Below are 24,884 nucleotides of genomic sequence, written 5' to 3' on the forward strand. Positions count from 1 at the left end.
GCAGTACAGCTAGAACGTCGTCGTCAGGTCCTGGGTCTGGCCGGTCGCGGATGCGCGGTAGGCGGATTCGATGATGTCGATGACGTGGCGCGCGTGCTCGGCGGTGACGATCGAGGGCTTGCCGTCGCGGACCCAGTCGACGAGTTGCATGACGTCTTCGTAGACGTGTTGCTCTTCGATCTCCCGGTGGACGCCGGTGACATGCGGAAGCAGCGCCTGGTTGCCCGGTCCGCGCGGTGAGAGCTCCGCCGGGTTGCGGCCGGGGAAGTCGAACGGTTCGTCGTTGAGCAGCAGTCCGTCGATCGTTCCCGCCGTACCGTAGTAGGCGCCGCCGAAGCCACCGCGCATGCCGCCCGCGGCGGTACCGGTCGCGACACAGAACAGGTTGTCGCCGAAATCGATCAGGATCACGGTGTTGTCGTCGGCCTCGGTCTGTACGTCGCCCCGCACCGGGATGCGTACGCCGGACATCGCGGTGACACGTCGCGCCGGCCCGAGGATGCCGGTCACCGAATGCAGCGCGTACACCGTCATGTCGTACAGCGGCCCGCCGCCGGGTTTGCGGAAGTACCACGACGGATCGATGTTGCTCAGTACGTCGTTGCCGCCGCGGACGGACTCGTCCTCGTGGTAGGTGCCGAACGCGGCGCCGCAGCTCACCCACGACAGCGTCCCGATCGCGCCGTCGCGGATCAACTCCCGCGTGCGGACATGATGCGGCCGCAGCATCTCGCCCGGCGACGCGACGATCCGCAGGTCGTTCGCCGCCGCGAGCTCGATCAGCTCGGTGGCTTCCGCGACGGTCACCGTCATCGTCTTGTTGAAGTGCACGTGCTTCCCGGCCCGCAACGCGAGCTTCCCCTGCTCGTAGTGCAGGCCGATCGGCGACGCGATCGTCACCGCGTCGACGTCGCCGTGCGCCAGCAGGTCCTCGTACGCCGTGAACGCCTGGCCGACGCCGAACTTGTCCGCCGCCGCGTCCGCCCGGCCCGGCACCGGATCACACACCGCCCCGAGCACCACCCGATCGGCCAGATCGGGCTGCGACAGATGCGGCAGCAGCCCCCGCACCGAAATACTCCCCGCCCCGACAACACCCATCCGCACGGTATCGGCCATGCCCACAATTCTATTGGCGTACGTCGTCCCCTGCCGGGCCTGCGCGTCTCTTGGCGTGCGTCGTCCCACGCGGGCCCTGCGCGCGGCTGGTGCGCTGCCGTACGGATCGACTAGTCGTTGCGGCGGGCGATGACCCGGGTGAAGCCGAGGGCGCGGCCGGCGTCGGTGCGGAGCATCTCTGCTTCGACTCCCGGCGTACCGCTGTCCTGGTCGCAGGCTTCGTTCCACTGCAGCCAGTCGCGCCATCCGTCAGGCAGCCGGTCGGCGACACCCACACCCCAGGTCGAGCACCCGCATACCCGGCTCGAGCCGCATGCCACCACTCAACGCCTCGGCCTGCCACACCGGGTTGGGCCCCATCGCCCCGTCGATCATCCACCGGGCCGAGTACCCGGCCGACCGCGGATACCGCTCGTTCCTCAGCAGTGCCGGCACATTACGGCCAGGACCATATTGTGAGTCGCCATACGCAGACACTAGCAAGATGCTTGCTCTAAGTTGGACTGCGTGCCGATGATCGAGGTCTCTGGTCTGATCAAGGAGTTCAGCAAACCGCAACCGACGGCCGGCCGGCTCGCCGGTCTCAGGCAACTGTGGGCCCCCAGACGCGTCGTACGTGCGGTCGACCAGGTCAGTTTCGCCGTCGACCGGGGCGAGATGGTCGGCTACCTCGGCGCCAACGGTGCCGGCAAGTCCACCACCATCAAGATGCTCACCGGGATCGTGGTACCCACTTCGGGCACGGTGCGGGTCGACGGTCTGGTGCCATGGGCGGATCGCCGCAAACATGCGCACAACATCGGCGTCGTCTTCGGGCAGAAGACCCAGCTCTGGTTCGACCTGCCGCTGCGCGTCTCACTGGAGACCATTCGTGACCTCTACAGGGTCAGCCCGGCCGAGTACGCCGCACGGATCGACGAGTTCGACGAGGTCCTTCAGATCAAGGACTTCCTGGACACGCCGATCCGGTCCCTGTCGCTGGGACAACGGATGCGGGGCGACCTGGCCGGAGCCATGCTGCATCGCCCGCGGGTGCTGTACCTGGACGAACCCACCGTGGGCCTGGACGTGGTCGCGAAACAAGCTCTGCGTGACTTCATCGCCGAGCAGAACCGGGTTCACGCCACCACGGTGATGATCACCACGCACGACATGGACGACATCGAGCAACTCTGCCGACGCATCGTGATGATCGACGACGGGCGGGTGGTCTACGACGGCGACCTCGAGACCTTGAAGCGCCGGTACCTGCCGTTCCGCGAGGTGGTGATCACTCCGGCAGAGGGTGCGGACGCGACGTCCATCCGAGCCGAGCACGTCGATCGGCTGGAGAACTCCGACGGCACGATCTCACTTCGTTTCGATCCCGAACGGACCAGCGCCGCCGCCGTGATCGCCCAGGCCACCTTGGCCGCGGAGATCGCCGACCTGCACGTCAAGGAGCCCAAGCTGGAGGACGTCGTTCGGCTGATCTACGCCGAGGCAGAGCGGTGAGCGGGGCGTCCCGGGTCGCGCGCTCCGAACGCCCTGCTTGGGTCACGCCGTGGTCGATGGTTCGGCTCGGTTCCAGGAACGCGTTGTTCTTCCGGGCGAACGTCGCGCTGTCGATGGTCTCGGTCGCCTTGCAGACGATCCTGCTCGTGACGGTCTGGCGTGCCGTCTACACCGACCGCACCGCGGTCGCAGGTATCAGCGAGTCCGACGCGGTCAGCTACGCGGTGATCGCGATGCTGCTGTGGCATGTCGCGCTGCCGTGGCAGCTGTCGTCGATCCCCGAACGGGTGCGCGAAGGAACGATCGCGACAGACCTCATCCGTCCCATCGGGGTGGTGGGTCAGAGCCTCCTGCAGTCCGTCGGAGGAATCGTCGGCGCGATCCCGGGAGTCGTGGTAGGCATCGCGATCGCCCTTGCGGTGGGAGGCCTGACGCCGCCGGCGACAACGAGTGCACTCCTCGGCTTCCTCCTCACTGCCGTGCTCGGCTGGTTGCTCGCCACGCTGCTGAATCTCGCCGTCTCGATGGTGACGTTCTGGACCACCGATACGCGCGGACCGTTCTACGTCTACCGAGCCATCGCCAGTTTCGCCTCCGGCGCTCTCGTCCCGCTGTGGTTCGTCCCTGCTTCGCTGCGCCCGATTCTCGATGCGCTGCCGTTCGGGTTACAGGTCTTCGCACCGCTGCAACTCTGGCAGGGACAGGAGCCGCTCGGCGGGCTCGGCGGTGTCCTCGCGCTCCAGGCCGGTTGGCTCGTGGCGGTCGCGGCCATCGTTGCCCTCGTCACGTGGCGTGCCTTGCGAAAGGTCGTGATCAACGGTGGCTGAACTGATCCGGGACTTCCGCATCCTGCTGCGCGTGGCGTGGCTGACCGAGCTCGAGCACAAGGCCAATCTCTTCATCTCCGTCCTCGGCGCGCTGGCCTTCAACGCCGGACAGCTTCTCTTCATCGGCGTGCTGCTGCACGCCTTCGGATCGATCGGCGGCTGGACCCAGGCCGAGGTGATGGTGCTGTTCGGCATCCGGATGGCGAGTCACAGCACGTACGCCTTCTTCTTCCGCAGGACGGTCGATGTCGACCTCATCGTGCACACGGGCGAGTTCGATCGCTACCTGTTGCGTCCGGCGAATCCGTTCCTGCAACTACTGACGCGCCGCTTCAACCTGCAGCAGATCGGCGACGTGATCATCGCCGGTGCGATCCTGGCGCTGGCCCTGCCCCAAGCCTCGATCACCTGGCATCCGCTCCTCGTGCTGTGGCTGATCATCGCGATCGCCGCCGGCGGCATGCTCGAGGGCGGGCTCCAGCTGGCACGCGGCGCCCTGGCGTTCCGCTTGCGGAACACCCAGTCGCTGACCGGTCTGATCGACGCCGTCTTCGGAACCTACGGCAACTTCCCGCTGCAGATCTTCGGCCCGGTCGGATCCGTCCTGTTCACCATCCCCCTGCCGTTGGCTTTCGTCGCCTGGATCCCAGCCGCCATGGTTACCGGGCGGGAGGACTCGCTGTGGTTCCCGGCGTGGCTGGGTTGGCTGAGCCCAGCGGTAGGAGTCGCTTGCATGGCAGCGAGCATCGCCTTCTTCACCCACCAGTCCCGCCACTACTCCAGCCCCGGCTCCTGAATCATCAGAACGCGAGTTTGGCTGGGGTTGGGCGTTGGCGGGGGGACGGTGTCGGTGCTGATGACTTCGATGACGGAGGGGTGGTGGCGATGTGCAGACCGGTGTACATGCTGCTCAACCGCTCCAGGGCAGTTGGTGCTTGAGCTCCTCGTGCGTCGGCGTCATTCCCCGGGCCGCCATGACGCGGACCTGCTTCAGGTTCGGAAGGGACAGCAGCGGACGGTAGTCCAGGTCGTCGACGATCAAGGTATGGAGCAGGAGGTGCTCGAGTTGGGGCATCCGGGCGAGGAAGGCGATCGACGTGAGGCGTACGTTGCGCGGAGTCATCCAGTTGCCGCCGAGCTCCAGATCTCTGACGGCCCGCATCTCCCCGACCGGACTCGCGTCGACGAGCCCCCGCAGGCCTTCGACCTGAAGTGCTTCGACGTGCTGGAGGGTTGTGAGAGGAGCTAAGTCCCGCACCTTGGATGCCCCTCTGAGGAGCAACGTTCGCAAGCCGGACATGCCGCTCAGCACGGAAAGGTCCTCGTAGTCGCCCCACTTCACGTCGAGCGAGGTCAACTGGCTCTGCGCGCCCAACGCATCGAAGAGCCGCTTGGGCGTCCTGGTCGTGAAACACAGCGAACGGATCGGACTCGGCCCCGCGGCCAGGAACTCGACCCACTCGTCCACAACCTGCCGCTTACGCCGCTCCGAGTAGGCCGTGCCGAGCTGAGTCGCGGCAATCACCACGGAAGACTCGCCCGAGTACTCCCCCACCTCAACAAGCTTTCGCACACCAGCCCCGTCACGTGCCACACCAACATTCTTGCACCGGGCAATTGATCAGCGGGCGCGTTGTGTCGGGCGCCCAGGCTGTCGTGCTGGCATCCATGTCAGGGGGTCCGGACAGGCACAATGTCAGCCATGTCGCTGCCTTTCGCTCGGCGACGGCGTGAACGTCTCGCCGTCGAAGCCGTGACCGTCCTCTGCTACGAAGCATTCTTGGCCATCCGGGGCAGCGCCTACACGGGGCAGGTGCGGTCAGCATCCGATGTGGGCCCCGTGGACGTAGATGTCATGGAATGGATGCGATCGGTGGCGGACGCCTGTCACAACCTGCCGCCGTCCTTACGGCCGTCCGTGGCGGGAGGGCGGAAACAACGGGCAACTGACGCCGTGCAGTACCTCCTCGCCACAGCAAGCCCGTTGCAACGACGGTGGATTCTCGCCACGCTCGCAGGCAACGGCATCGAGGTCGGGCAACTGACCGGCTAGCCCCGGCGAGCCCGACGGCACGGTTCGCGTCGTCGCGGCCACCTGAGCCGGCGGTCACCACGGGCGCCAGCCCGCAGCTGGCCGGCGCAAGCCGGAACCCCCGGCGCAAGCCGGAACCCCCGGCGCAAGCCGGAACCCCCGGCGCAAGCCGGAACCCCCGGCGCAAGCCGGAACCCCCGGCGCAAGCCGGAACTCCCGGCGGTAGCCGGAAGCTGATGCTCCGGCGCTGAGCCGGGGGTGGGTGGGAGCGCGCGTAGCGGTCGCGGGAGGAGCGGAGCGACGGAGCGGCCGCGTAGCACGCGTGGGTCAGACCACCCCACCAGTCGCCACAACTCCCCAGCTCTACAAGTCCCCGAGTACTGGTACTAGAACGGGAGTTTGGGTTGGGGTGGGGCGTGGGTGGGGTCTACGCCGTCGAAGAGGCTGCTGACGGATTCGCCGTCGTGGATTCGGGTGATGGCTTCGGCGAAGAGGCCTGCTACCGAGGTGATCTGGAGTTCGGGGAAACCGTCGGGGCGGGGGACGGTGTCGGTGCTGATGACTTCGGTGATGGAGGGGTGGTTGCGGAGGCGCTCGACGGCGGCGCCCGCGAACAGGCCGTGGGTGCAGGCGACGGCGGCGGCGGTGCAGCCGCGGTCCTTCAGGCGGTCGAGGAGTTCGATGATGGAGCCACCGGTGGCGATCTCGTCGTCGAGGATGATGGCCCGTTTGCCGGCCACGTCGCCGACGATGGCGTCGATGACGACGCGGTCGTCGGCCAGGCGTTGCTTGCTGCCCGCGGCGACGGGTACGCCGAGCAGCCGGGCGAACTGGGTCGCGGTCTTCGCGTTGCCGAGGTCGGGGCTGACGACGACGGTGTCGGACAGGTCGCGGCCGCGGAAGTGGTCGGCGAGGACGCCGATCGCGGTCAGGTGGTCGACCGGGACCGAGAAGAAGCCGTGGACCTGCGGCGCGTGCAGGGCCATCGTCAGCACCCGGTGGGCGCCGGCGGTGGTCAGCATGTCGGCGACGAGCCGGCCGCCGATCGAGATCCGGGACGCGTCCTTCTTGTCGGACCGCGCGTACGCGTAGTGCGGGATGACCGCGGTGATCTGCTGCGCCGACGCGCCGCGTGCGGCGTCGATCATCAGCAGCAGCTCCATCAGGTGCTCCTGCGTCGGCGGCACCAGCGGCTGCACGATGTACACGTCGCGTTGCCGGCAGTTCGTCTGCAGTTGGACCTGCAGGCAGTCGTTGCTGAAACGATGGATCTCGACCGGAGAAAGCGGTACGCCGAGATCCTTGCAGATCTGCTCCGCCAACTCGATGTGGGCACTTCCGCTGAACACGACGATCTCTCGCACGGCTCTCCCCGAACGCTGCGACCCCGACAGCAGAACCCTAACCGATCAGTCCCGCCAGGGTTTCCGCGGCCGTCCGGCAGTCGGCCGCCGACGCGTCGAGGTGCGTCACGATCCGCAGTTGCGTCGCCCCGACCCCGCCGACGAGTACGCCGGCCTCGCGCGCGCCGGCCACCACCTCGGGCACGGTGTGGCCGGTGCCGGCGAGGTCGACCACGACGATGTTGGTCTCGACCTGGTCGGGCTTCACCGAGCCGGGCGCGGCGTCCGCGATCAGGGCGGCGATCGCGCGGGCGTTCGCGTGGTCCTCTGCGAGGCGCTCGACGTTGTGCTCGACGGCGTACAGCCCGGCCGCGGCCAGTACGCCGGCCTGCCGCCAGCCCGCGCCGAGACGCTTCCGCCAGATCCGCGCCTCGTGGATCAGCTCGGTCGACCCGACCAGCACGGAGCCGACCGGCGCGCCCAGGCCCTTCGACAGGCAGACGCTCGCGGCGGCGGCCCGGGAGGCGAAGGACGCGACGGTACGCCCGGTGGCGACCGCGGCGTTCCACAGCCGGGCGCCGTCGAGGTGCAGCGGCAGCCCGGCGGCGTCCAGCTCGTCGGCGAGGGCGTCGTACCCGTGCTGGATCGCGCCGCCGCCGAAGTTGTGCGTGTTCTCGACCGAGACCGCCGACGTGACGACGAAGTACGGGCCGAGGTCGGGCGCGATCAACGCCCGGATCTGCTCCAGGTCGATCTGCCCGGACGGAGCGCTCCAGGTCCGCGTGGTGACTCCGGCGGACACGGCGTGCGACCCGAGCTCGGCGCGGACGATGTGCGCACTGGCCTCGCACAGCACCTCGCCGCCGCGCGGGACCAGCGCCCGGACGCCGAGCATGTTCGCCAGCGAGCCCGTGACGGTGAACAGCCCGGCCTCGTGCCCGAGCAGCCCGGCGACCCGCTCCTCCAGCGCGTTGACGGTCGGGTCCTCGCCGTACACGTCGTCGCCGACCGGGGCCGACGTCATCGCGGCCAGCATCTCCGCCGACGGACGTGTGACGGTGTCCGACCGCAGATCGATGGTCATGCCTGCGCGCCCCGCAACCGCTCCGCGACCAGGAACGCGAGCTCGAGCGACTGGTGCCGGTTCAGGCGCGGGTCGCAGGCGGTCTCGTACCGGTTGACGAGGTCCTCCGCGACCAGTTCCTCGCCGCCGCCGAGACATTCGGTGACGTCGTCGCCGGTCAGCTCCATGTGGACGCCGCCCGGCCAGGTCCCGACCTGCTCGTGCGCGTCGAAGAAGCCCTGCACCTCGTCCATCACGTCGTCGAAGTTGCGGGTCTTGTACCCGTTCGGGGTCTCGAAGGTGTTGCCGTGCATCGGGTCGCACACCCACGCGATCGGCGAGCCGTGGTCGCGGACGGCCTCCAGCAGCGGCGGCAGCGCCGACCGGATCTTGCCTGCGCCCATCCGGGTGATGAAGGTGAGCCGGCCCTCGACGCCCTTCGGGTTCAGCTTGTCGATCAGGGCCCGGATGTACTCCGGGGTGGTGGTCGGGCCGATCTTCACGCCGAGCGGGTTCGACAGCGAGGCGAGGAACTCGACGTGCGCGCCGTCCAGCTGCCGGGTCCGCTCCCCCACCCAGAGCAGGTGGCCGGACACGTCGTACGGCTGCTCGGTGCGCGAGTCGATCCGGGTCAGGGCGTGCTCGTACTCGAGGATCAGCGCCTCGTGCGACGCGTAGAAGTCGACGGTCTTGAACTCGTCGGACGTCGCGCCGCAGGCCCGCATGAAGGCGAGCGCGCGCTCGATCTCGGACGCCAGCTGCTCGTAGCGCACACCGACCGGCGACGACTTCACGAAGTCGGTGTTCCAGGCGTGCACCTGGTGCAGGTCGGCGTACCCGCCGGTGGTGAACGCGCGGGTCAGGTTCAGCGTGGCGGCGGCCGCGTTGTAGACGCCGCGCAGGCGGTTGGGGTCCGGGATCCGCGACGCCGGGGTGAAGTCGAAGCCGTTCACGGCGTCACCACGGTACGACGGCAGCGTCACGCCCTCGCGGGTCTCCTCGCCGGACGACCGCGGCTTCGCGTACTGCCCCGCGATCCGGCCGATCTTCACGACCGGGACGCTGGCGGCGTACTGCAGGACGACGGACATCTGCAGCAGCACCCGCAGCTTGGCCCGGATGTTCTCCGCGGTCACGCCCGCGAACGTCTCGGCGCAGTCGCCGCCCTGGAGGATGAACGCCTCACCGCGGGCGACCGCCCCGATCTTCGCGGTCAGGTCGTCGCACTCGCCGGCGAACACCAGCGGCGGCAGCGTCCGGAGCTCGGCGATCACCTGCTCCAGCACCTCTCGATCCGGCCATTCCGGCTGCTGCAGCGGCTTCAGCCCGCGCAGCTCGTCCAGCGTGGGAACCCCGGGAACCTGCCCAGCCGTCAACGTCGCGAATTGCATGGAGCCAACTCTAGGCGAACCGGCCGAACGCAGCGTGAACGTCTCAGGCCAGCGAGCGCGGGTCCGGCGGTACGTCGACCGCGTGCGCGCGCAGCACCGACAGCGGGATCGTCTCCAGCGCCCGCGCATGCGTGGACGCCAGGACGACGGGAGCGGCCGCGCCGTCGTGGTACGCCTGGAGCCAGCGGGCCGCCACGACGCACCAGCGGTCGCCCGGCCGGAGCCCGGTGAAGCTGTACTCCGGGCGGGGTGTGACCAGGTCGTTGCCGACCGACGACTGATGAGTCAGGAACTCCGTGGTCATCACCGCACACACTGTGTGGCTGCCGAGGTCCTCGGGACCGCTCGTGCAGCAGCCGTCGCGGTAGAACCCGGTGACGGGATCGGTCCCACATTCCTCGAGCGGCTCACCGAGCACGTTCAGGTCGCTGTCCATCGGGGCAGGCGCTCAGCTGGCCTTCGTGTCGCCGAGGCGAATGTGCTCGTCGACGGACTCGCCGGCCTTGATCAGCTCCTTGGCCTTGTCGGCGTACATGTCGACGTACTCCTGGCCGGACAGGTCCATCAGCGCGTACATGATCTCGTCGGTCACCGAGCGCAGCACGAAACGGTCCCGCTCCATGCCTTCGTACCGGGAGAAGTCCAGCGGCGTGCCGAACGCCACACCGGGACGCACCAGCCGCGGCAGCAGCCGGCCCTTCTCGCGGTAGAACCAGTTCGGCCAGATCCGGCCCGGCGGCTGCAGCTTCTCGGTGTCGATCATCGCGACCGGGATCACCGGGACGCCGGCCACGATCGCCATCCGGGCGACGCCGGTCTTGCCCTTGTACAGCCGGCCGTCGGGCGAGCGGGTGCCCTCGGGGTAGATCCCGAACAGGCCGCCCTTCTCGAGGATCCCGAGACCGGTGTTCAGCGCCGCCAGCGAGGCGCGGCCGCCGGAGCGGTCGATCGGGATCTGGCCCACGGACCGGAAGAAGGTCGCGACCAGCTTGCCCTTCAGGCCGGGGCCGGTGAAGTACTCCGACTTGGCCGGGAAGACGATCTGCCGCGGCACCGACACCGGCAGGAAGATCGAGTCGCAGAACGCGAGGTGGTTGGAGACCAGGAGCGCCGGACCCTCGGTCGGCACGTGCTCCAGCCCGCTCACTTTGGGACGGAAGAGCAGCTTGACCAGTGGTGCGACTATGAACCGTCTGAGGAACAGGTACAGCATCCGCCTCGACCTCCGTCACTCGCCCGACACACTCACCCGACAGCACTCACGCTGGACCCGCCACGGCCTTTCCAGCCATGGTCGGACCGTACCCACTTCCGGCACCAGTGCACGCCGGTGGCGGTCACGCGACAACTCCGGCGCGCCACCTTCCGGTGCGGACACTACGTTCCAGCTTCCCTCTCAGGCAATGTCACCGCCAGGAATGCGGGTGTTGCTCACCGTGTTGTCACCTGGATGCAGACTGGACGCAGCCCAGATGCGACGATTGTCACGCGCCTTCGGGGCGCGGTTGTGAGGACCGTGAGCGGCGAGGAGTCGAGCGTGCCAGTGCAAGCCCACGCGGAGGAGTTTCGCAGTCCCGGCACCGGGAAGAACGCCGCCGTCGGCGTGCTCCTGAGCCATGGGTTCACCGGCTCGCCGCGGTCCATGCGGCCGTTCGCCGCGCACCTGGCCGCCGAGGGGTACGGCGTCGCGGTTCCGCGGCTGCCCGGTCACGGGACCAGTTGGCAGGAGATGAACAAGACCTCCTGGCCGGACTGGTACGCCGTACTCGACAACGAGTTCGACCGGCTGCGCAAGGAGCACGACCAGGTGTTCCTGGCCGGCCTGTCGATGGGCGGCTGTCTGGTGCTGCGGCTCGCCGAGCAGCGCGGCGCCGACGTTTCCGGTCTGGTCCTGATCAACCCGTCGGTGCGGACCGACGACAAGCGGCTGGCGCTGCTGCCGGTGCTCGCCCGGCTGGTCCCGTCGTTCCCGGGCATCTCGAACGACATCAAGAAGCCCGGCGTCGAGGAGGGCGCCTACGACCGGATGCCGCTCCGGGCGCTGCACTCACTGTCACAGCTGTGGACGGTCACCCGGAATGATCTGGCGAAGATCACGCAGCCGGTCCTGCTGTTCCGCAGTACTGTCGATCATGTGGTGGAGCCGAGCTCGGGGCGGACCGTGTTGTCCTCGATCTCGTCCCGCGACGTGACCGAGACCCTGCTCGAGGACAGCTATCACGTGGCAACCCTGGACAACGACGCACCGCGGATCTTCGCGGACTCGACCGCCTTCATCAGCCGGCTGAGCGTGAGCAGCGATGCGTGACAACGGACTGACCGCAACGTCGTACACGTCACTCGGGGGCATCGACCCACTGGTCGCCGAGCCGGTCCTGGACGCGCTCGCGGCGGCCGGCATCGCGGCGTACTGCGAGAACCAGAGCGAGGCCCGGACGCCGGAGGAGGCCGACGAGGCACCGGCCCGGATCCCGGTCGGGTACGACGAGATCTTCGTCGACGCCGAGGCGGTGGACCGGGCCCGCCCGGTGATCGACCGGAGCACCGAGGACGCCGAGTGGCAGTCGCTGGTGGAGCAGTTCAGCAAGCCGTCCGCGCCCGGGCACGACGGCGGCGAGGACCCGGTGCCGCGCTGGCCGGTCAGTGAGGACGTCGACGACAAGTACGAGCCGCTGATCGACGTACCGGCCGCTCTCCCGATCGAGGAGAAGGCCGAGGACGAGGACGAGGAGGAGCCGCCGGCGAAGAAGGCCGACGACCCGCACGACCATTACGTCCCGCCGGAGCCGCCGCGCGGCCCGCGGCTGGACTGGATCAGCCGGCTGGCCTGGCTGGGGCTGCTCGGCGGGCCGCTGCTGCTGATCGCGGCCGCGCTGCTCGACTTCGGCACCGGCCGGATCACCACGCTCGCGGTGGCCGGGTTCATCGGCGGCTTCCTGACGCTGGTGTTCCGGATGAAGGACCGGCTCCCGCCCGGGGACGGTGGCGACGACGGGGCGGTCGTCTGAGCTAGAGTGCGGATCGTCGGACAATCCGACACATCCGATTCGAATTGGGGAGGGCGCCCCGTGCAGGTCACCGAGACCGTCGAGATCACCGGCCACCTGATGGACTCCGGGCTGCTGTCCCGGGTCCTCGACGACATCCGCGGGTACGGCGGTGAGTACACGCTGGACAAGTTCCACCTCGGCTACGACAAGGACGACCCGTCGACGGTCCGGATGACGGTCGGCGCCGAGGACGAGGAGTCGCTGCAGCGGCTGCTGATGCGGATCCAGACCAAGGGCGCGAACCTGGTCGACCCCGGCACGCCGGAGATCACCGAGGTGACCCAGGACGGCGTGTTCCCGGACGGGTTCTACTCGACCACGAACCTGCCGACCAACGTCCGGCTGGGCGGGCATTGGGTGGAGGTCCGCAACCCCGAGATGGACTGCGGGCTGCTGGTGGAGGGCGACACGGTGCGCACCATCCCGATGTCGGACGTCCGCGCCGGGATGAAGATCATCACCAGCGCGCAGGGTGTCCGGGTGGTGCCCCCGATCGTCGTGAACACCGACGAGGGATTCGGCTTCATGGAGTCGGACGTGTCGTCGGAGAAGCCGCAGCGGGTGCTGGTGAAGCAGGTCGCGGACGGCATGCGCGAGGCGAAGGCGAACGGGCAGAAGGTGCTCTGGGTCGGCGGCCCGGGCATCGTGCACACCGGCGCGGCGCCGGCGATGGTCGCGATCGTCGAGGCCGGGTACGTCGACGTACTGTTCGCCGGCAACGCGCTCGCGACCCACGACATCGAGTCGTCGCTGTACGGGACGTCGCTCGGGGTGGACCTGGCCCGCGGGCGGGGCGTCGAGCACGGGCACGAGCACCACATCCGCGCGATCAACACGATCCGCAAGGCCGGGTCGATCGCGGCGGCCGTCGAGCAGGGGGTGCTCACGTCGGGTGTCATGCACGCGCTGGTCCGCGCCGGGAAGACGTTCGTCCTGGTCGGGTCGGTGCGCGACGACGGGCCGCTGCCGGACGTCTACACCGACGTCCTCGAGGGCCAGCGGGCGATGCGCGCCGAACTGACGGACGTCGGCTACTGCCTGATGGCCGCGACCATGCTGCACTCGGTCGCTACCGGCAACATTCTGCCGGCGGCGATCCCGCTGACCTGCGTGGACATCAACCCTGCGACGGTGACGAAGCTGGCCGACCGCGGTTCGTCGCAGGCCCGCGGCATCGTCACCGACGTCGGCCTGTTCATCGAGCACCTGGCCCGCGAGCTGTCCGAGTCGTACGCGGCGGGCAAGTGACCCTGCCGCGGTAGAGGCTTGGTGTCATGAACCAGGACTTCGAATCGTTCCTGCGACGCTTCGAGGAGGCCAACACCGCGTTCGTCAACGGCGATCCGTCGTTGTGGCTGCCGCTGGTGTCGCGCAGCGAGCAGAGCTCGATCTTCGGCGGGTTCGGCGGCCAGGAGGTCGGCTGGTCCGAGATCGGCCCGCGCTACGAATGGGCCTCCTCACAGTTCCGCGACACCGGCGGCACGGTCGACTTCGAGTACCTCGACAAACACGTCGGCCCGGACACGGCGTACACCGTCGCGATCGAACGCTGCACCGTCCACCACATCACCCAGCCCACCCCCGTCCCGCACGAACTCCGCGCCACGATGATCTTCCGCCTCGAACACAACGAGTGGAAAATCACCCACCGCCACGCCGACCCCCTCAGCCCCAGGTCCTCCCCCTCGGGGCCGTAAGGTCCTCAATCCGTCAGGGGATGCCCGTTCAGGGTGTAGTCGTACGAGCGAGCGACCAGGTCCGTGGCTTCCGGGCACCAGTCGAACATCCGGAAGATGCCGCTGCCCGGAACCAGCTCGCCCGCGGCAGTGAATTCGATGTCGGACAGGACGCCCAGCACACACTTCCCGGGGTGAGTGCGGGCGTGCTCGACTTCGCCCGGGGTGACGATGACTGCTCGTCCGACGGTCTCCGTGCCCTTGGCCTCCAGATACCTGACCTCCGCGCCCCTGACCGCGATGGCGTCGTACGGATTGCCGTGACGGGTGTCCTGAACCTGCCAGCCGAGGTCACGGTAGTGCCGCATGAGCCGGTCCTGAGCGGCATCTTCGACCTGCTTCCGTCGTACCGGGTCGAGCTGCCAGGCCTGTCGGGGCGCGGTACGTCGTGAGACCGGTCGGCCGAGGTGACCCGCCCAGATCTGTTCGAGCCGGCGCCGGACCTCCTGGCGAATCGAGGTCCCGCTCGCCTGCGGCTCCCAATGCTGCTCCGAGAGCTCGGCCTTCAGTCGCTCGATCGGAAGAACATCCTCCGGATCGACCAGTGTGTCCCAGTCGATCAGCGCATAGTTGGCGTCGTTCGACCTGGTCTCGTCCCAGTGAGCGTCCTGGAAGACCCGGCTGGTGAACGTCCCGCTGGCGATGATCCCGCGCCGATCCCTGCCCTGGCGGAGCATGAAGACGCGATCACCAGGCTCGATTCCACCCGTTCTCGGACCGACGGACCACTGGCCACGCACGAACCCGCCGTCTGCGGTGGTGCGGACGTCCTCGTCGTACTCATCGTCGTTCAACGCCCACAAGCCCGGATTGTTCGTCACGAGGAAGGCGTGATCGCCGCGCTCCGGCCAGGTTCGCGCCCTCTCGGCGGCACTGATGCTGTCGACGTCGGAGGTGTCGATGTAGCTCACAGGGTTGCGTTGCCGGCCGACCAAACGGCCGACCAGGGCGTCTCTGACGGGATCACCGGGGGCGAGTACCCGGCCCAGCAGAGCCTTCTTCAGACCGGGTTTCGGATCCGCCAGCATGGACTCGTAGCCCTCCAGCTCAGCGACGATCTGGACGACCCCGCGATAGGAGATCGTCGCGAACCGCTCCCGCAGCAGCGCTCGCTCGTCAAGCCTCCAACGGCCGCGATTGACGGCCCAGAGGGCCTCGTCGCTCTCGGATCGATCCCAGCCGACCCACGTGCGTCCCATCGGGTCTTGACCAGCGTCGACGAAGTAGGCGTCCGCCAGCGCCAAGTTCACAGCCATGCCGCACCGTCCCCTAGTCCCCAGCCATATGGTCGAGCAGCCCCACTATCGGCCGCGACCAGTGCTCCGTTACAGCTCGCCTGCTCCATAGGCTTAGATGTGGGAATGACCGAACTCGTGCACCTGGACGTCTCTGGTGGTGTGGCGGCGATCACGTTGGATTCGCCGCACAACAAGAACGCGCTGTCGCAGCAGTTGACCGGTGAGTTGCTGGAGCGGTTGGAGGTGGCGGGGGCGGACGACGGCGTGCGGGTGATCGTGGTGCGGTCGGCGCTGGAGGTGTTCTGCTCGGGTGCGGATCTGTCCGAGGCTACGACGGTCGGGATGGGCGTCGGGGCGCAGCGGATGGTCGATGTGCAGCGGGCGATCGTCGCCAACCCGAAGCCGGTCGTCGCGCGGGTGGCCGGGCCGGTGCGGGCCGGGGGGATCGGGATCGTGGCGGCCGCGGACATCAGCGTGGCCGGGGAGAGCGCGACGTTCGCGCTGACCGAAGTACGGCTGGGGCTCGCGGCGGCGACGATCTCGCTGACCGTCCTCCCCCGGCTCACGGACCGCGCCGCGGCGTACACGTTCCTCACCGGCAACGGCTTCGACGCGCTCGAGGCCGCGCGGCTCGGGCTGCTCACGCTGACCGTGCCGGACGCCGACCTGGACAGCGCCGTCGACACCGTGCTCACGTCGCTGCTGAAGGGCGTCCCGCAGGGCCTGCGCGAGACCAAGAAGCTCATCAACCGCGAACTGCTCGCCGACATCGATGCCCGCGGCAAAGACCTCGCCGAACTGTCCGCCTCCCTGTTCGGCTCCCCCGCGGCCCAGGAAGCGATGCTCGCCTTCCTGAACCGCAAGAAGGGCTAGCCCAACTCGGCGCAGATGTCGTGCGCGACGGTGCCGCTGCTGGAGTAGACGGTGTTCTGCGGGGTGAAGACCCAGCGACCCGCCGTCACCACCAGGAACGTGCTCCCGGCGTTGTTGCTCGCCGGCTGCCCGACCAGCGCGTTGCCGGTCAGAGTCAGTCGCCCGGTCGCGGCGTCGACGAACGTCGGTCCGGAGATGTTGTAGCTGCGCGACGCATGGGTCTCCAGGTTCGTCACCGTCAGAGCAACAGGGCCGGTCGCGATCAGATCGCCTCCCGGAGACGCCGGCCGCACGAGCGCAGCGTTCTTGCCGGCACCAGCCAGCGCGAAGTCGCAGAACTCCCCCGCCGGCGCCGAGAATTCAAACGGCTGACCTCCCGGTACGGCAGGCACAGCCTGCGCTCCGGTCGCACCGACACAGCTCAGCGCCACCCCCGCTGAGCCGACTGCCATCCACCGCCTGAAGCCGTTCATGATGTCCCCCTCCCCCGGCGCCTGGCACGCCAGGACCTCTCCCAACGTGCACACGCCGGCGAACGACCGTCAAGGCCTCTCGCGGGAGCTGAGTTCGAGCAGCATCGGGAGGTGGTCGGAGGCTGCGGCTAGGTCCTCTGGTGTGGCGGGGGTTGGGAGGGTGCGGCCCTGGAGGGTTGGTGACAGGTGGGCGCCGTCGATGCGTTTGTGGGGGTTGGTGGAGCTGAAGGTGGGGCCGGCGTCGGCGCCGAGGTCGGTGAGGCCCTCTTCGGCGAGGCGTTTCCAGACCGGGCCGTCAGGCTCTTCGTTGAGGTCGCCGGCCAGCAGGTACGGCGTGCCGAAGGTCCGGCAGCGGCGCAGGATCTGCTCGAGTTCGCGGCCGCGGCCAAGGATGTGCAGGCCGAGGTGGCAGCAGACCAGAGCGACCCGCGTGGTGCCGACGAGAACGTAACCGCCGGCGGCTCCGCCGGGGAGCTGCGTGGCGATGAAGTTCAGCCGGCGGCGGACGAACGGCCGCCAGATCCGCCAGTGCAGCGGCTCGGCGAACTCGATGCCGTCAGCAATCAGGATCGCGTTCCGGGCCGAGGCCGCGACGTACCGCATGCCGAACGTCGCGGCCATCGCCCGCCGTTTGCGCCGCGTCCCGAACCAGGTCGGCGCCTCCTGGACCAGCATCACGTCCGGGGCGCACGCCCGCACGACCCGGGCCAGCGCCGTACGGTCGTCACCCCAGCGGTGCACGTTGTACGACAGCACCCGGAGGGAGCCGTCGGTCATGCGTCAGGGTCGGCGTGGTGGAGGTCGTGGTCGGAGGCGGCGGCGCGCATCCCGGTACGGCGTCCCGCTGACTTGCGGGCCGCCCGCTCCAGGCGCGTCGAGCGTCCACGCGCCGCGGCCGTCTTGGCGGTGACGGCCGTGGTCTTCACCCGGACGCGGCGCAACCAGGTGGCCTCTTCACGCGCCAGGTCGGCCGCACCGACGAGACCCGCTTCCGGACCGAGCACTGCGCGCACGATCCGCGCCTCCGGGCGGAACCCGCGACCGGTCAGCGTCCGCTTGAACGCCTCCCGCGCCGGCGCCAGCAGCAGCTCGCCCGCGTCGGACACACCGCCGCCGATGACGAACGTGCCCGGGTCGAGCGCGGCGGCCAGGTTCGCGAGACCGACACCGAGCCAGCGGCCGACCTCCTCAAGCAGCTCGACCGCGACCGGGTCGCCGTCCTTGGCCAGCTCGGTCACCATCGGGCCGTTGATCTTGAGCGGGTCGCCGCCGGCCGCCCGCAGCAGGTTGTGCGCCACCGGCGAGCCGGACACCGCCAGCTCACGGGCCTCCCGGGTGAGCGCGTTGCCGGACGCGTACTGCTCCCAGCAGCCGCGGTTCCCGCACTCGCAGCGGTGGCCGCCCGGCACGACCTGCATGTGCCCGAACTCGCCCGCGATCCCGAACTTCCCGCGCTGCAGGGCGCCGTCGTTCAGGATCGCGCCGCCGATACCGGTGCCGAGCGTGACGCACACCAGGTGGCTCTCGCCCTGGCCGCCGCCGAACCGCCACTCCGACCAGGCGGCCGCGTTGGCGTCGTTCTCGACCACGACCGGCAGGCCGAGCCGGCGCTCGACCGCGTCCCGCAGCGGCTCGTGCCGCCAGGCGAGGTGCGGCGCGAACAGCACCGACGACCGGGTGCCGTCGACGAACCCGGCGGCGCCGATGCCGACCGCGATCACGTCGTGCCGCGACTCCAGGTCGTGGACGATCTCGGCGATCGCGTCCTCGGTCTCCTTGGGGTCCTTGGTCGGCGTGTCGCGGCGCAACCGGTCCAGGATGTTGCCCTCGGGGTCGACCACGCCGGCAGCCACTTTCGTCCCGCCGATGTCGATCCCGATCGTCAAAGCCTGTGTCAGAGCCAAGGTTCGACCTTCCTCGCGACCCCCGCCGGGCCTGGGTGTGCCTTGGCTCCAGTATCCCAGGTCAGGACAATCATCGGGACGCCGACGGCACCGCGGCGGGCTGCCGGGCCAGGTCGGCGGCGCCGATCAGGCCGGCGTCGTTGCCCAGCTCGGCGAGCGTGAACGGCGCGTGCGGGCGGTTGGCCTTGGCGGGCAGCACCTTCTCGAACGCCTGCACCGCGGACTTCATGATCAGGTCCTTCGCCGCGCTCACCCCGCCGCCGACCACGACCAGCGTCGGGTCGAAGATCGTCGCCAGGCTCGCGACGCCCTCGCCGAGCCAGCGGCCCAGGTCGTCGAGCAGCTCGACCGCGCACGGGTCGCCCTGCACCGCCGCGTCGGTGATCATCGGGCCGGTCAGCTCGGCCGGGTCGGTGATCCCGCAGACGCTCAGCATCTGTACCGCCGCCAGCGAGCCCGACTCGGCCTGCGCCCTGCCCTCGCGCACCAGCGCCTTGCCGGAGGCGTACTGCTCCAGGCAGCCGCGGGAACCGCAGCCGCACCGGTGCCCGCCCGGTACGACGCGCATGTGGCCGAGCTCGGCCGCGACGCCGTGGGCGCCGCGCAGCAGCTCCCCGTCGATCACCACACCGCCGCCGATACCGGTGCCGACCGTGATGCACACCATGTGCTCGACGTCCCGGGCGGCGCCGAACGCGAACTCGCCCCAGGCCGCCGCGTTCGCGTCGTTCTCGACCACGACCGGGACCCTCAGCTGGTCCGCGACCCGGGCACCGAGCGGCTCGTCGCGCCAGGCCAGGTTCGGCGCGAACAGCACCGTCGACCGGTCCGACGAGACGAACCCGGCCGCGCCGATCCCGACGGCTGCCACGTCGTTCGCCGCGATCAGCTCGGCGGCCGCGTCACAGATCGCCGCCGCGGTCGCGTCGGTCGAGTCGGCGGGGGTGTCGCGTTGCGTCCGCGCGATGATGGCGCCGGTCTCGTCGACCACGCCGGCGGCGATCTTCGTGCCGCCGACATCGATGCCGATCGTCAGTCCCATGGTTCGGGGTCCTCACTCACGTCGATCCGGTCCACCCGGGACCGGGTCGCTTCTTGGGCCGGTTCCTCCTCCGGTGGGGTGGACCGCGACGCTGCGTCCTCCCGCGCCTGCCGGGCCGCGTCCGAGGCGGCCTCCAGCAGAGATCTCAACGAGCCCAGCACGTGCGCGGCGGCCGTCGACAGCTGCTCGATCGTCTCCGGGCTGGTGTTCCGCACCCGGTGGATCAGCTGACAGACCGGGCACCACACGCAGTCCGGCCCCAGCTTGTGCTCGTGCTCGGCCGCGCTCTCCTCAGCAGGCGGCGCGTCCTTGGCGGCGTTCTGCAGTACGGCGAACAGCTTCGCCGCCTCCTCCGCGACGGAGCCGACGGGTTCTTTGCTCACCGCGCGGCCTCGTGCCGGCTCAGCTGCTCGTGGTACTCGGCGGTCAGCCCCTGGGCCAGCTCCTGCGCCGACTCCAGCGGCCCGGATCCGCTTGGCACCTCGGGCGAAGCAACAACCGGCCGCGCGGTCTCCCGCGGCGAGAACCGCACCTGCAGCCGGCCCTCGTCCAGGCGCGCGCCCGCGACCACGCCGCGCGCCAGGGCGGCCGGCAGCGGCAGCACCCGCCGGTACGACCCGACGGTGATGATCAGCTCGTCGCCGTGCCTGGCCAGCTCCAGCTCGTCGGCGGATGCCAACGGCAACGGCATGGTCAGCGTGTACGTCCGGCCGTCGGTGTCGATGTGCCGGTCCACCCACAGCGACGTGTCGTCGGTGGCCCGCGCGAACGGGTCGTCCCCGCCGTACATCTCGACGGCGAACGCGGCCAGCTCCTCGACACCGACCGGCTCACAGACCCGGTACGGCGACTCCCAGATCGGCAACGGCCGGAACGAGTCCGCGACCTCCTCCAGGATGCCCCGCTGTGCGGCGACCCACTGCCGGCGCCACGTGTCGGCACCGGCCGCCGGGAACACCCGGTTGGCGACGACGCCGTCCACGCGGTACCCGTACAGCGACAGGCGGGTCAGCGAGCGCCGGGCCTCGGCGACCACGACCGCCTCCGGCGTCAGCACCAGCCGCACCGAGGCGTCCGGGCCGGCCAGCAGCGTGCGGATGTCCGACAGGTCGGCCTGCAGCCGGCGCAGCGCGTCGAAGACGGTGTCGTCCGGCATCGGGATGCTCGAGCCGCGGTTCAGGAACGGGCGGAAGGTGCGCATCATCTTGCGCTCGGCGTTGAAGATCCGTTCGAGGTACCAGTTCAGGGCCTCCGGCAGCGCCAGCAACCGCAGCGTCTCGGCGGTCGGCGCGCAGTCGACGACGATCACGTCCCAGCGGCCGGACCGGACGTGGTCGCGCACCTCGAGCAGCGCGAGCACCTCCGCGGCGCCCGGCAGCACGGTCAGTTCCTCGGCCTCGATCGGATCCATCCCGACCGTGTGCAGCACCGACCGCAGGTAACGCTGGATGTCGCCCCAGGACTGCTCGAACTTGCGCTGCGCGTCGATCTGCTGGACGAACAGCAGGTCGTCGATCTCGGTCGGCTCCTGACCGACCTCGCTGTCGAACGCGTCCGACAGCGAGTGCGCGGCGTCCGTCGACAGCACCAGCGTGCGCAGCCCGCGCAGCGCCGCGAGCGTGGCTGTGCCCGCGGCGGACGTGGTCTTGCCTACGCCGCCCTTACCCGTATACAGCAGAACCCGAGTCACTGGCTTACGACTCGACGCGCTTCTTCAAGCCCTTCAGGGCCGTGTCGATGATGACCTTCTCGGCCTTGCGCTTGAGCATCCCGATCATCGGGATCGCCACGTCGACAGCCAGCCGGTACGTCACCTCGGTCCCCTCCGCGCCCAGGTCCTTCAGGACATAGGCGCCGTCCATACCCTTCACCATCTTGGCCTCGACCAGCGTCCAGGTCACCTCGTTGCGGGACCAGACGTAGGCCAGCGTGTACTCGTCGGAGATCGCGCCGGCGTCGACCTTGAACCGCACCTTGTTCGGCCGGCCGGCCTCGTCGGTGGACAGCACCTCGGTCTCCCGCATCGAGTCGGCCCACTCCGGGTACGCCGCGAAGTCCGCGATCACCGCCATGATCTCTTTGGGGGTCGCGTTCACCTGGATGGTCGAGGTGGTCTGTTCCGCCATCGATTCACCTCTTCGCCGGTCGGGTCTGGTGCGGGGGGCCGCCGGGCCGGGTGGTGCCGGCGCCGATGTCCTGACCGGAGACTATCGCGGGATCGGCCCCGGGACGGCGTTCGCCCGCCGCGCGGCCCGCTTCGGCTTCGTCCTTGAACGCCCACAGCCGCTGCCGGTACGCCGCGACGTACCGCTCCTTCAAGCGTTCGGCCGCGCGGCCGCGGACCGGTTTCGCGGGGTCGACCCGCAGGTACCAGTGCACGACGACGCCGTCGCGGACCGCCTCGAGCCACCACTCCGCCGTACCGGTCGCGGCGCCGGTGACGGCCCACCGGACGCCTTCCGGGCCGCGCCGCTCGGACGGCGTCAGGGTGAGGTCCGGCCACCACTCGCGCCAGAGGGTGTCCGAACCGAGCCGCTCGGCGACGTAGGCTGGATCAGCAACGACCAGGTCGTCGCAACTGATGTCGAGCTGTGGCATGGCTAGAACCTAGTTCCGTGGGTCACATAAAGGTGGCTACTTGTGGGTAGGTGACTGTAGCGTGCGCCGGAAGTCGACAATTCGTGACCGACTGAGGAGACGCGGATGCGTGAGTACACCGTTCCTGCTGTGACAGAGCCGCCCACCGGGAGCCTGAGCGACCCGGTGTGGGCGAACGCGTCCTCCCATCCTGACACCGCCGTGTTCAGTCGCCGCACCGGCGCGACCTGGACCGACGTCACCGCCGCCGAGTTCGCGCGGCAGGTGGCGAGTGTCGCGAAGGGCCTGATCGCGGCCGGCGTGAAGCACGGCGAGCGGGTCGCCCTGCTCAGCCCGACGCGGTACGAGTGGACCCTGGTCGACTACGCGATCTGGAGCATCGGCGCGGTCACGGTGCCGATCTACGAAACCTCGTCGACGTCGCAGATCCAGTGGATCCTGACCGACTCCGAGGCGGTCGTCGCCGTCGTCGAGAACGCGACCCACGGCGCGGTGGTCGAGTCCGCCCGGGCCGAGGCGCCGGCGCTGCAAGAGGTCTGGCAGATCGAGGCCGGCGCCGTCGACCAGCTGACCGCGCTCGGCCAGGACGTCAGCGACGCCGAGTTCGACAAGCGCCGCTCCGCGGTCACGCCCGACGATCTCGCCACACTGATCTACACGTCCGGGACGACGGGCCGCCCCAAGGGCTGCAAGATCAGCCACGCGAACTTCCTGGACGAGCTCAACCCCGCGGTGAAGATCCTCGACAACCTGTTCGACACCTCCGGCGCGAGCACGCTGCTGTTCCTGCCGCTGGCGCACGTGTTCGCCCGCATCATCCAGGTCGGCTGCGTGATGAAGCGGGTCAAGGTCGGGCACAGCGCCGACGTGAAGAACCTGGTCGACGACCTGGGCGCGTTCCGGCCGACGTTCATCCTGAGCGTGCCGCGGGTGTTCGAGAAGGTGTTCAACTCGGCCAGCCAGAAGGCGCACGCCGACGGCAAGGGGAAGATCTTCGACGCCGCCGCGGAGACCGCGATCGCGTACTCGCAGGCCCAGGACAAGGGCGGCGCGTCGTTCGGCCTGAAGGCCAAGCACCTGCTGTTCGACCGGCTCGTCTTCGGCAAGCTGCGGGCGGTGCTCGGCGGCCAGGTGCAGTACGCCGTGTCCGGCGGCGCCCCGCTCGGCGACCGGCTCGGCCACTTCTTCCGCGGCATCGGCGTACCGGTCCTGGAGGGCTACGGCCTGACCGAGACCACCGCCGCGGTATCGGTGAACCTGCCCGACGACATCCGGATCGGCACCGTGGGCCGGCCGCTGCCCGGCGTGACCGTCGCCGTCGCGGACGACGGCGAGCTGCTGTTCAAGGGCGGCCAGGTGATGCAGGGCTACTGGAAGAACGACGAGGCGACCGCGGCCGCGATCGACGCCGACGGCTGGTTCCACACCGGTGACCTGGGTGAGTTCGACGTCGACGGGTTCATCAGGATCACCGGCCGGAAGAAGGAGATCCTGGTGACGGCCGGCGGCAAGAACGTCGCCCCGACGCTGCTCGAGGACCAGATCCGGCTGCACCCGCTGGTCAGCCAGTGCATGGTCGTCGGTGACGGCAAGCCGTTCATCGCGGCGCTGATCACGATCGACCCGGAGACCATCGTGCCGTGGGCGACCGAGCGCGGGAAGCCGACCGACCCGGCCGAGCTGACCCAGGACGCGGACCTGATCGCCGAGCTGCAGAAGGCGGTCGACGAGGCCAACGGCTCGGTGTCGCACGCCGAGGCGATCAAGAAGTTCTCGATCCTGCCGATCGACTGGACCCAGGAGTCCGGCGAGCTCTCACTGAAGCTGTCGCTGCGCCGCCACATCGTGATGGAGAAGTACGGCACAGACGTCGAGGCCCTCTACGCGAAGTAGGTAAGAGCTCTTCGGGGAAGAGCTTGAAGGAAAGATCAAAGAAGCAAAGGATTTGGAGTGGTGGCTGGCTTCAGTGGTCAGCCGCAAGTTCGACTGTGCTGCCTGGCGTGTTCCGGGTCCCCGGAGACCGAGGGAGAGCGTCTGGCCGTCCGCCGACGCGGCCGGCTTCGCCGATCGGCCATAGGTTTGTCTGACTGTCACCGGCTTGATCGGCAGGTGTCTCAGGTTCTCGTCGACCGGCCGCGGGTCTCTGGGCACCCGCCGCCGCGGGTTGCACCTGCAGGTCGCTGACGCCGACATACCTGCGGCAGACCGTCAGCCGGCCGTATTCCGGGACATGTAGCGCATCAGTCGGCACCGACGTCCACGAGCCGGACCGAGCAACTCGAGGGCTGGGTCGAGCGACGCTGTCCGCACTTGCCGCGGCAGGCCGTTTACGGCCACCACGAGCGGCAGCAGACAGACGCCGCCCACGAACTCGCCGGTGTGCCGATGGCCTACAAGAAACAACATGCGAGGTGGATCCGTCCGCCAGCGGGCGGTTGTCTCGCCCGTTGGTCCTGCCGACAGAACGAACCACGCTGCAGGCGGCCAGTGAAGGATCCCGCCCTCCCTGATGCGGACAGCAACCGCTGGGTGTACGAGCGCAGCCTGTACGAGTGCTGCGCGTACCCGCCTGCGCCGCGGTCGTCGGCCGGTGCCAGGTGTACTTGCCTGCGCCGCGGTCGTCGGCCGGTGCCAGGTGTACTTGCCTGCGCCGCGGTCGTCGGCCGGTGCCAGGTGTACTTGCCTGCGCCGCGGTCGTCGG

Annotated in this window: 27 protein-coding genes; 10 read left to right on the forward strand and 17 right to left on the reverse strand. The window is 69.4% G+C overall.

Translation table 11 applies throughout. The features are described from left to right. Positions 1 to 9: 9 nt before the first annotated feature. Together ABZW60_RS23815 and ABZW60_RS23820 are read right to left on the reverse strand one after the other, a co-directional pair. Entirely contained in the window at positions 10 to 1,119 is a 1,110-nt protein-coding gene (locus tag ABZW60_RS23815; protein ID WP_355480174.1) for a Gfo/Idh/MocA family oxidoreductase, read from the reverse strand. Between the two features lie 110 nt (positions 1,120 to 1,229). Next, positions 1,230 to 1,394 (reverse strand): hypothetical protein, encoded by a 165-nt coding sequence (locus tag ABZW60_RS23820; protein ID WP_355480176.1) that lies wholly within the window; start codon positions 1,392 to 1,394, stop codon positions 1,230 to 1,232. Between the two features lie 238 nt (positions 1,395 to 1,632). Here ABZW60_RS23820 and ABZW60_RS23825 point away from each other — a divergent pair, with 238 nt between their 5' ends. From ABZW60_RS23825 to ABZW60_RS23835, 3 genes are read left to right on the forward strand one after another with little or no spacing between them, the layout of a single operon-like run. Beyond that, positions 1,633 to 2,613 (forward strand): ATP-binding cassette domain-containing protein, encoded by a 981-nt coding sequence (locus ABZW60_RS23825; protein ID WP_355480508.1) that lies wholly within the window; start codon positions 1,633 to 1,635, stop codon positions 2,611 to 2,613. Positions 2,614 to 2,669: 56 nt separating this feature from the next. Then, complete coding sequence (locus ABZW60_RS23830) at positions 2,670 to 3,440, forward strand: ABC-2 family transporter protein (RefSeq protein WP_355480178.1); 771 nt, start codon at positions 2,670 to 2,672, stop codon at positions 3,438 to 3,440. Next, on the forward strand, positions 3,433 to 4,236 hold the full coding sequence (locus tag ABZW60_RS23835; RefSeq protein WP_355480180.1) for an ABC-2 family transporter protein: 804 nt from the start codon (positions 3,433 to 3,435) through the stop codon (positions 4,234 to 4,236). The genes ABZW60_RS23830 and ABZW60_RS23835 overlap by 8 nt, the downstream gene beginning before the upstream one ends. Before the next feature lie 114 nt (positions 4,237 to 4,350). Here ABZW60_RS23835 and ABZW60_RS23840 read toward each other — a convergent pair whose 3' ends face one another. After that, positions 4,351 to 5,034, reverse strand: a complete 684-nt coding sequence (locus ABZW60_RS23840) for a hypothetical protein (protein WP_355480182.1) — start codon at positions 5,032 to 5,034, stop codon at positions 4,351 to 4,353. Between the two features lie 108 nt (positions 5,035 to 5,142). Between ABZW60_RS23840 and ABZW60_RS23845 the strand changes: the two genes are divergently transcribed. After that, the gene (locus ABZW60_RS23845) at positions 5,143 to 5,493 is read left to right on the forward strand and encodes a hypothetical protein (RefSeq protein ID WP_355480184.1); all 351 of its coding nucleotides are present in this window, start codon (positions 5,143 to 5,145) and stop codon (positions 5,491 to 5,493) included. A 365-nt stretch (positions 5,494 to 5,858) separates the two neighbouring features. Here the strand turns inward: ABZW60_RS23845 and ABZW60_RS23850 are convergent, their stop codons facing one another. The 5 genes from ABZW60_RS23850 to ABZW60_RS23870 are packed head-to-tail and all read right to left on the reverse strand — an operon-like array spanning position 5,859 to position 10,416. Then, entirely contained in the window at positions 5,859 to 6,836 is a 978-nt protein-coding gene (locus ABZW60_RS23850) for a ribose-phosphate diphosphokinase (protein ID WP_355480186.1), read from the reverse strand. 37 nt (positions 6,837 to 6,873) lie between these two features. Next, complete coding sequence (locus tag ABZW60_RS23855; protein ID WP_355480188.1) at positions 6,874 to 7,899, reverse strand: GntG family PLP-dependent aldolase; 1,026 nt, start codon at positions 7,897 to 7,899, stop codon at positions 6,874 to 6,876. Further along, positions 7,896 to 9,269: a class II 3-deoxy-7-phosphoheptulonate synthase gene (locus ABZW60_RS23860; RefSeq protein WP_355480190.1), complete on the reverse strand. Its 1,374-nt coding sequence runs from the start codon at positions 9,267 to 9,269 to the stop codon at positions 7,896 to 7,898. The genes ABZW60_RS23855 and ABZW60_RS23860 overlap by 4 nt, the downstream gene beginning before the upstream one ends. A 43-nt stretch (positions 9,270 to 9,312) precedes the next feature. Beyond that, positions 9,313 to 9,705, reverse strand: coding sequence for a DUF2237 domain-containing protein (locus ABZW60_RS23865; protein WP_355480192.1), 393 nt, complete (start codon positions 9,703 to 9,705; stop codon positions 9,313 to 9,315). Between the two features lie 12 nt (positions 9,706 to 9,717). Next, positions 9,718 to 10,416: a lysophospholipid acyltransferase family protein gene (locus tag ABZW60_RS23870; RefSeq protein WP_355480194.1), complete on the reverse strand. Its 699-nt coding sequence runs from the start codon at positions 10,414 to 10,416 to the stop codon at positions 9,718 to 9,720. Positions 10,417 to 10,806: 390 nt separating this feature from the next. On the opposite strand from ABZW60_RS23870, the gene ABZW60_RS23875 reads away from it, so the two are divergent. The 4 genes from ABZW60_RS23875 to ABZW60_RS23890 are packed head-to-tail and all read left to right on the forward strand — an operon-like array spanning position 10,807 to position 14,016. After that, on the forward strand, positions 10,807 to 11,577 hold the full coding sequence (locus tag ABZW60_RS23875; RefSeq protein WP_355480196.1) for an alpha/beta fold hydrolase: 771 nt from the start codon (positions 10,807 to 10,809) through the stop codon (positions 11,575 to 11,577). Further along, entirely contained in the window at positions 11,570 to 12,277 is a 708-nt protein-coding gene (locus ABZW60_RS23880; RefSeq protein WP_355480197.1) for a hypothetical protein, read from the forward strand. Before ABZW60_RS23875 ends, ABZW60_RS23880 begins: the two co-directional genes overlap by 8 nt. A 60-nt stretch (positions 12,278 to 12,337) precedes the next feature. Continuing rightward, positions 12,338 to 13,567: a TIGR00300 family protein gene (locus ABZW60_RS23885; RefSeq protein WP_355480199.1), complete on the forward strand. Its 1,230-nt coding sequence runs from the start codon at positions 12,338 to 12,340 to the stop codon at positions 13,565 to 13,567. A 26-nt stretch (positions 13,568 to 13,593) separates the two neighbouring features. Continuing rightward, the gene (locus tag ABZW60_RS23890) at positions 13,594 to 14,016 is read left to right on the forward strand and encodes a nuclear transport factor 2 family protein (RefSeq protein WP_355480201.1); all 423 of its coding nucleotides are present in this window, start codon (positions 13,594 to 13,596) and stop codon (positions 14,014 to 14,016) included. A gap of 5 nt (positions 14,017 to 14,021) precedes the next feature. Here the strand turns inward: ABZW60_RS23890 and ABZW60_RS23895 are convergent, their stop codons facing one another. Further along, a complete protein-coding gene (locus tag ABZW60_RS23895) occupies positions 14,022 to 15,311 on the reverse strand; it encodes a DUF3883 domain-containing protein (RefSeq protein ID WP_355480203.1) in 1,290 nt (429 codons plus the stop codon). Between the two features lie 105 nt (positions 15,312 to 15,416). Here ABZW60_RS23895 and ABZW60_RS23900 point away from each other — a divergent pair, with 105 nt between their 5' ends. After that, the gene (locus ABZW60_RS23900) at positions 15,417 to 16,166 is read left to right on the forward strand and encodes an enoyl-CoA hydratase-related protein (protein WP_355480204.1); all 750 of its coding nucleotides are present in this window, start codon (positions 15,417 to 15,419) and stop codon (positions 16,164 to 16,166) included. Here ABZW60_RS23900 and ABZW60_RS23905 read toward each other — a convergent pair. From ABZW60_RS23905 to ABZW60_RS23940, 8 genes are all read right to left on the reverse strand, one after another. Beyond that, the gene (locus tag ABZW60_RS23905; protein ID WP_355480205.1) at positions 16,163 to 16,639 is read right to left on the reverse strand and encodes a hypothetical protein; all 477 of its coding nucleotides are present in this window, start codon (positions 16,637 to 16,639) and stop codon (positions 16,163 to 16,165) included. The genes ABZW60_RS23900 and ABZW60_RS23905 overlap by 4 nt on opposite strands. Before the next feature lie 69 nt (positions 16,640 to 16,708). Further along, positions 16,709 to 17,416, reverse strand: coding sequence for an endonuclease/exonuclease/phosphatase family protein (locus ABZW60_RS23910; protein ID WP_355480207.1), 708 nt, complete (start codon positions 17,414 to 17,416; stop codon positions 16,709 to 16,711). Next, on the reverse strand, positions 17,413 to 18,543 hold the full coding sequence (locus ABZW60_RS23915; protein ID WP_355480209.1) for an ROK family glucokinase: 1,131 nt from the start codon (positions 18,541 to 18,543) through the stop codon (positions 17,413 to 17,415). Before ABZW60_RS23915 ends, ABZW60_RS23910 begins: the two co-directional genes overlap by 4 nt. 70 nt (positions 18,544 to 18,613) lie before the next feature. Next, positions 18,614 to 19,585: an ROK family glucokinase gene (locus ABZW60_RS23920; protein WP_355480211.1), complete on the reverse strand. Its 972-nt coding sequence runs from the start codon at positions 19,583 to 19,585 to the stop codon at positions 18,614 to 18,616. Then, positions 19,576 to 19,968, reverse strand: a complete 393-nt coding sequence (locus ABZW60_RS23925) for a hypothetical protein (protein ID WP_355480213.1) — start codon at positions 19,966 to 19,968, stop codon at positions 19,576 to 19,578. Before ABZW60_RS23925 ends, ABZW60_RS23920 begins: the two co-directional genes overlap by 10 nt. Further along, the gene (locus ABZW60_RS23930) at positions 19,965 to 21,275 is read right to left on the reverse strand and encodes an ArsA family ATPase (RefSeq protein ID WP_355480215.1); all 1,311 of its coding nucleotides are present in this window, start codon (positions 21,273 to 21,275) and stop codon (positions 19,965 to 19,967) included. Before ABZW60_RS23930 ends, ABZW60_RS23925 begins: the two co-directional genes overlap by 4 nt. Before the next feature lie 4 nt (positions 21,276 to 21,279). Continuing rightward, positions 21,280 to 21,711: an SRPBCC family protein gene (locus ABZW60_RS23935; protein ID WP_131342091.1), complete on the reverse strand. Its 432-nt coding sequence runs from the start codon at positions 21,709 to 21,711 to the stop codon at positions 21,280 to 21,282. A gap of 4 nt (positions 21,712 to 21,715) precedes the next feature. Beyond that, positions 21,716 to 22,183, reverse strand: coding sequence for a hypothetical protein (locus tag ABZW60_RS23940; protein ID WP_355480217.1), 468 nt, complete (start codon positions 22,181 to 22,183; stop codon positions 21,716 to 21,718). Positions 22,184 to 22,288: 105 nt separating this feature from the next. On the opposite strand from ABZW60_RS23940, the gene ABZW60_RS23945 reads away from it, so the two are divergent. Further along, complete coding sequence (locus tag ABZW60_RS23945; protein WP_355480219.1) at positions 22,289 to 24,076, forward strand: AMP-dependent synthetase/ligase; 1,788 nt, start codon at positions 22,289 to 22,291, stop codon at positions 24,074 to 24,076. Positions 24,077 to 24,884: the final 808 nt, after the last annotated feature.

The sequence above is a fragment of the Kribbella sp. NPDC003557 genome (genome assembly GCF_040610805.1).
In the GTDB taxonomy this organism is placed as follows: domain Bacteria; phylum Actinomycetota; class Actinomycetes; order Propionibacteriales; family Kribbellaceae; genus Kribbella.

Bases quoted from the DNA above. Each gene is read 5' to 3' on its own strand.
- ABZW60_RS23830 (WP_355480178.1), top strand. From the start codon at position 2,670: ATGGTTCGGCTCGGTTCCAGGAACGCGTTGTTCTTCCGGGCGAACGTC.
- ABZW60_RS23880 (WP_355480197.1), top strand. From the start codon at position 11,570: ATGCGTGACAACGGACTGACCGCAACGTCGTACACGTCACTCGGGGGC.
- ABZW60_RS23935 (WP_131342091.1), bottom strand. From the start codon at position 21,711: ATGGCGGAACAGACCACCTCGACCATCCAGGTGAACGCGACCCCCAAA.
- ABZW60_RS23815 (WP_355480174.1), bottom strand. From the start codon at position 1,119: ATGGCCGATACCGTGCGGATGGGTGTTGTCGGGGCGGGGAGTATTTCG.
- ABZW60_RS23945 (WP_355480219.1), top strand. From the start codon at position 22,289: ATGCGTGAGTACACCGTTCCTGCTGTGACAGAGCCGCCCACCGGGAGC.
- ABZW60_RS23845 (WP_355480184.1), top strand. From the start codon at position 5,143: ATGTCGCTGCCTTTCGCTCGGCGACGGCGTGAACGTCTCGCCGTCGAA.
- ABZW60_RS23910 (WP_355480207.1), bottom strand. From the start codon at position 17,416: ATGACCGACGGCTCCCTCCGGGTGCTGTCGTACAACGTGCACCGCTGG.
- ABZW60_RS23920 (WP_355480211.1), bottom strand. From the start codon at position 19,585: ATGGGACTGACGATCGGCATCGATGTCGGCGGCACGAAGATCGCCGCC.
- ABZW60_RS23905 (WP_355480205.1), bottom strand. From the start codon at position 16,639: ATGAACGGCTTCAGGCGGTGGATGGCAGTCGGCTCAGCGGGGGTGGCG.
- ABZW60_RS23855 (WP_355480188.1), bottom strand. From the start codon at position 7,899: ATGACCATCGATCTGCGGTCGGACACCGTCACACGTCCGTCGGCGGAG.
- ABZW60_RS23940 (WP_355480217.1), bottom strand. From the start codon at position 22,183: ATGCCACAGCTCGACATCAGTTGCGACGACCTGGTCGTTGCTGATCCA.
- ABZW60_RS23895 (WP_355480203.1), bottom strand. From the start codon at position 15,311: ATGGCTGTGAACTTGGCGCTGGCGGACGCCTACTTCGTCGACGCTGGT.
- ABZW60_RS23860 (WP_355480190.1), bottom strand. From the start codon at position 9,269: ATGCAATTCGCGACGTTGACGGCTGGGCAGGTTCCCGGGGTTCCCACG.
- ABZW60_RS23865 (WP_355480192.1), bottom strand. From the start codon at position 9,705: ATGGACAGCGACCTGAACGTGCTCGGTGAGCCGCTCGAGGAATGTGGG.
- ABZW60_RS23900 (WP_355480204.1), top strand. From the start codon at position 15,417: ATGACCGAACTCGTGCACCTGGACGTCTCTGGTGGTGTGGCGGCGATC.
- ABZW60_RS23825 (WP_355480508.1), top strand. From the start codon at position 1,633: ATGATCGAGGTCTCTGGTCTGATCAAGGAGTTCAGCAAACCGCAACCG.
- ABZW60_RS23890 (WP_355480201.1), top strand. From the start codon at position 13,594: ATGAACCAGGACTTCGAATCGTTCCTGCGACGCTTCGAGGAGGCCAAC.